Genomic DNA, 4,161 nt, shown 5'->3' on the forward strand with positions numbered 1-4,161 from the left:
ATCTCGCTGGCCGGCCGCACCGAGCACCCGATCGCACAGAACGTGCCGACAAGGGTCGGTGGCTTTGGTGGTGCTGGCGGGCTGGCGGCCTATCTCAATGACATGCGGATCGACCTGCTGATCGATGCCACGCATCCCTATGCGGCGCGAATCTCCGCCAATGCCGCGCAAGCGGCACGCATGGCCGGCGCGCCGATCTTCGCTCTGCGCCGTCCCGGTTGGGAGCCTGTCGAGGGCGATCTCTGGACTGAAGTCGATACAACAGGTGATGCTGTGCAAGCGCTCGGCGCCAAGCCGCGCCGGGTCTTCCTGGCGTTGGGACGGCAAGAGGTCGCCGCGTTCGAGGCGGCGCCCCAACACCATTATCTCATCCGCAGCGTTGAYCCGGTCGAACCGAAGCTGGCCGTTCCCGACGCTGACTATCTGCTGGCGCGCGGCCCGTTTCGCGAGACGGACGAACGCGTCTTGCTCGGAAACCATCGCATTGATGTCGTCGTGTCCAAGAACAGCGGCGGCGCGGCGACCTACGGCAAGATTGCCGCCGCAAGGGCGCTTGGCATCGAGGTGATCATGGTCCGCAGGCCGGCGTTGCCCGATGTGCCTTCSGCYGAAWCCGTCGAAGCGCTSGCCGCGATGGTCGATCATTTTSTYGMGCCCGYTGCCGAACGCGGCGTGTAGACCAGCGCCGGTCTGTCGCCACGCTTGATGATCCGGGTTTCCGGCGAGCCGATGATGATGCAGGTCGCCATGTCGGCCTTTTGCGCGTCGACGTCGGCCAGCAGGAACACCTCGATGCGCTCGTCGGGACGGCCGGCGGCGCGGCCGAAGATGACCGGCGTTGTGCCGGGCAGGATTGCGGTCAGGCACTCGAAGGCGCGGCCTAGCTGCCAGGGGCGGGCCTTGCTGATCGGGTTGTAGAGCGCGATGACGAAGCCGGCGCCGGCCGCCGCCAGGAGACGCAGTTCGATCAGATCCCACGGCTTCAGATTGTCGGACAGCGAGATGGCGCAGAAATCATGGCCGAGCGGCGCGCCGATACGGGCGGCGACGGCGAGCATGGCGGTGATGCCCGGCACGACGGCGACATCGACGGCCCGCCATTCGGCCGGGCCGGCCTCGATCGCCTCGCAGACGGCCGCCGCCATGGCGAAGACGCCGGGATCGCCACCCGAAACCACGGCGACCTCATGGCCCTCGGCGGCCTTGGTCAAGGCGTCCTTGGAGCGGGCGAGTTCCTCGCGGTTGTCGGAAGCGACGCGGGTCTGATCCGGGCGCAGTTCCAGCCGGTCAAGATAGGGCTTGTAGCCATAGAAGAATTTTGCTTCCGCGACGGCGCGGCTGGCTTCGGGCGTGACCTGGTCGGCATTGCCGGGCCCGAGGCCAATGACGGTGATACGGCCGCTCATGCCTGCGCTCCCAGCGCGCCGGGGCGGCCGGACCAGCCGGCGACCAATACGATGGCGAAGTAGGGCGCCTTGTCGTCCTGCTTGTCGGCAAGCTTCATCGAGACGCTGCCGGCCATGGTGCCGCGCTCGACATAGACGGCGCGCGTCAACTTGCCGGTGGCTTCCAGCGCGCGCCTGATCTTGGGCAGGTTGCGGCCGACCTTCATGATGACGGCAGCATCGGTGTCGGCCAGCCGTCGCGTCAGCTCGAACTCGCTCATCGTGCCGGGCAAAACCGTCAGCACGTCGTCGCCCTGGACGATCGGCACACCGGTTTGCGACCAGCAGCCTGACATGGCGGTGACGCCGGGAATGACTTCTGTGGGGAAACGATGCGCAAGGCGGACATGCAGATGCATGTAGGAGCCGTAGAACAGCGGGTCGCCTTCGGACAGGACGGCAACCATCCTGCCGGCGTCGAGGTGCTCGGCGACCTTCTCGGCAGATTCCTCGTAGAAGCCGGTGATCTGCGAGCGGTAGTCGTCGTGATCCTTGTCGATTTCGGTGGTGACGGGATAGAGCAGCGGCAACTCCAGCATATCAGGCCGGAAGCGCGTTTCGACGATGGCGCGGGCGTTGCTGTTGTTGCCGCGCTTGGCGAAATAGGCGACGACATCGGCTTCGGCCAAGGCCCGCGCGGCCTTCAGCGTCARCAGTTCGGGGTCGCCGGGACCGGTGCCGACTCCGACSAGACGGCCTTTTGMAAGCGCGTTCACAGGCCCGGCCTCGCCAGCGAATTGAGCGCGGCKGCGGTCATGGCGCTGCCGCCCAGACGGCCGCGCACGATGGCGTAGGGCACGCCATAGGAATTCTCTGCCAGCGCATCCTTGGATTCGGCAGCGCCGACGAAGCCGACCGGCATGCCGATGATGGCCGCCGGCTTCGGCGCGCCGTCGCGCAGCTTTTCCAGGAGATAGAACAGTGCTGTCGGCGCATTGCCGATGGCGACGACGGAGCCTGCCATGCGCTCGCCCCACAAGTCGATCGCCGCGGCCGAACGGGTGTTACCGATCGCTTTGGCGATGTCGTGCGTGCGCGGGTCGCGCAGCGTGCAGATCACCTCGTTGCCGGCCGGCAGCCTGGCGCGGGTGACGCCATGCGAGACCATCTCCGCGTCGCAGAAGATCGGCGCACCGGCGGCGAGCGCCTTGCGCGCTGCAGTGACGAAGTCTGGCGAGAAAACGAAATGACTTGATGCTTCGACCTGGCCGCAGGCATGGATCATGCGGATGGCGACATCGGCCTCGGCTTCTGTGAAGCGCGACAGGTCAGCCTCGGCGCGGATGATGGCGAAGGAGCGCTCGTAGATCGCCGTGCCGTCGTGGATGTAGTCGTAGGCGGCCATGCTCATTTCCGTTTTTTAGTTTGGGCCTGTCGGTAAGCCTCGGCGATTGCTGCCGGCCCGAGCCTTGTCAGGCAGTCGGCGGCGGTCTCGCCCTGAAATCGTGCGCTGCGGATCATTGCCGCGACGCGGCTGATGCCGCGCGCGGCGTCATAGCCCGGCCTGTAGCCGGCAGGAAGGGCCTTTGCCGTCGCGTTCACGACAAGTCCGGCTCCRTTTTCGCCGCCGACGATTGTGAGTGCSGCCGGGCCSGGRTGMGCGCAGCCCTTGGCGCAGCCGGAAATGTGCARGGTGAAGTCGAGGATGTCGGCGTTTTCTGCGGCAATCGTCTCCGCGATGTCGCGCGTGGCGATGCGCCCGGAAGCACAGGCCGGCGTGCCGGGGCAGGCGGCGATACGGGTACGCGGGTCGGTGGGGGAGGTGACGAAGCCGAGGGTGGCGGCGGTGTGCTGGAAGAGTTCGTTTGCGGTTGCCGGTTGACCGAGGAAGAGGAGGGCGCGGCCTGGGGCGAGGCGGATTTCGGTGGTGCCGAAGGCGAGGGCGCTTTGCGCGAGGGCAATGATTTTATCTGCTGGCATGCTGCCGTAGGGGAGAGCGATGCCGAGGGTGAAAGTGTTGCCGGTTAAGGGGAAAAGGCCGATAGGTTTGCGCGAGGCGCCCCCCTCTGTCCTGCCGGACATCTCCCCCACAGGTGGGGAGATTGGCAGCTCGGCCGGCTGCGCCGTTCTTGCGAAGGCGGAGGGTTGCTCAGCCGTTTCGGCGTTGGAAATTGGCGAAGGCGAGCGCGCATGAGCAATCTCCCCCCTCGTGGGGGAGATGTCCGGCAGGACAGAGGGGGGCGCCACAGAATGCCAGCTTGCGAGAGAGGCAAGCTGCCTCTCCGACAAATCCCTCGCATGCGCTTCGCGGCCTTTTTCGGCAATCATCTTCAGCGCAGCGACGGCTATGTCTCTCGCGTCATCCGCATCGACCTTTGCCAATACCTTCGCGTTTCGGCCGTCGCCGGCAACCGATACGCTCCAAACGATGTCGTTGTCGGCTCGCACCGCCTTAAGCCGCACATCGGCCGTCACCGCATCCATCGTCAGTTGTCCGCCGCCGTCGACGACAACAGACACCTTTGGTCCCAGTCTTGGCGTCAGCCCAGCGTCCTCGACCGCCGCCCTGATCCGCTCAGCCAGTGGCCGCGGATCGGCGATCTCCTGCGGATCGATGCCCGCCAGCGGCCCGGTCTCAACCGGCACGCCGGTGCGCACCGCAATGCCCAGTGCATCCACCTCCGCTGCCAGCAGCGTAGCACTTCCTGTTGTCAGACCGCGTATCTGCAAACTGCCGCGSGCGGTGACTTCCATGATGCCGTTGCCATGTCGCAGC

General features: G+C 66.3%; 5 protein-coding genes. 1 reads left to right on the forward strand and 4 read right to left on the reverse strand.

Annotation, left to right across the window (positions count from 1 at the left end):
* Nucleotides 1–678, forward strand: a 678-nt coding sequence (locus AC1DX0_RS31950) for a cobalt-precorrin-6A reductase (protein WP_477358406.1), incomplete at its 5' end; no start/stop codon positions are given.
* Here AC1DX0_RS31950 and AC1DX0_RS31955 read toward each other — a convergent pair.
* From AC1DX0_RS31955 to cobG, 4 genes are read right to left on the reverse strand one after another with little or no spacing between them, the layout of a single operon-like run.
* Nucleotides 642–1,406 carry a precorrin-3B C(17)-methyltransferase gene (locus AC1DX0_RS31955; protein WP_477358408.1) on the reverse strand — a complete coding sequence of 255 codons (765 nt, stop codon included), beginning with the start codon at nucleotides 1,404–1,406 and terminating at the stop codon, nucleotides 642–644. The genes AC1DX0_RS31950 and AC1DX0_RS31955 overlap by 37 nt on opposite strands.
* Nucleotides 1,403–2,161 carry a precorrin-2 C(20)-methyltransferase gene (locus AC1DX0_RS31960; protein WP_477358410.1) on the reverse strand — a complete coding sequence of 253 codons (759 nt, stop codon included), beginning with the start codon at nucleotides 2,159–2,161 and terminating at the stop codon, nucleotides 1,403–1,405. The genes AC1DX0_RS31955 and AC1DX0_RS31960 overlap by 4 nt, the downstream gene beginning before the upstream one ends.
* Nucleotides 2,158–2,790, reverse strand: coding sequence for a precorrin-8X methylmutase (locus tag AC1DX0_RS31965; protein ID WP_477222068.1), 633 nt, complete (start codon nucleotides 2,788–2,790; stop codon nucleotides 2,158–2,160). Before AC1DX0_RS31965 ends, AC1DX0_RS31960 begins: the two co-directional genes overlap by 4 nt.
* 2 nt (nucleotides 2,791–2,792) lie before the next feature.
* On the reverse strand, nucleotides 2,793–4,160 hold the full coding sequence (cobG, locus tag AC1DX0_RS31970; RefSeq protein WP_477358412.1) for a precorrin-3B synthase: 1,368 nt from the start codon (nucleotides 4,158–4,160) through the stop codon (nucleotides 2,793–2,795).
* Between the last annotated feature and the right edge of the window lies 1 nt (nucleotide 4,161).

Source organism: Mesorhizobium sp. P3_A9, from assembly GCF_056402975.1.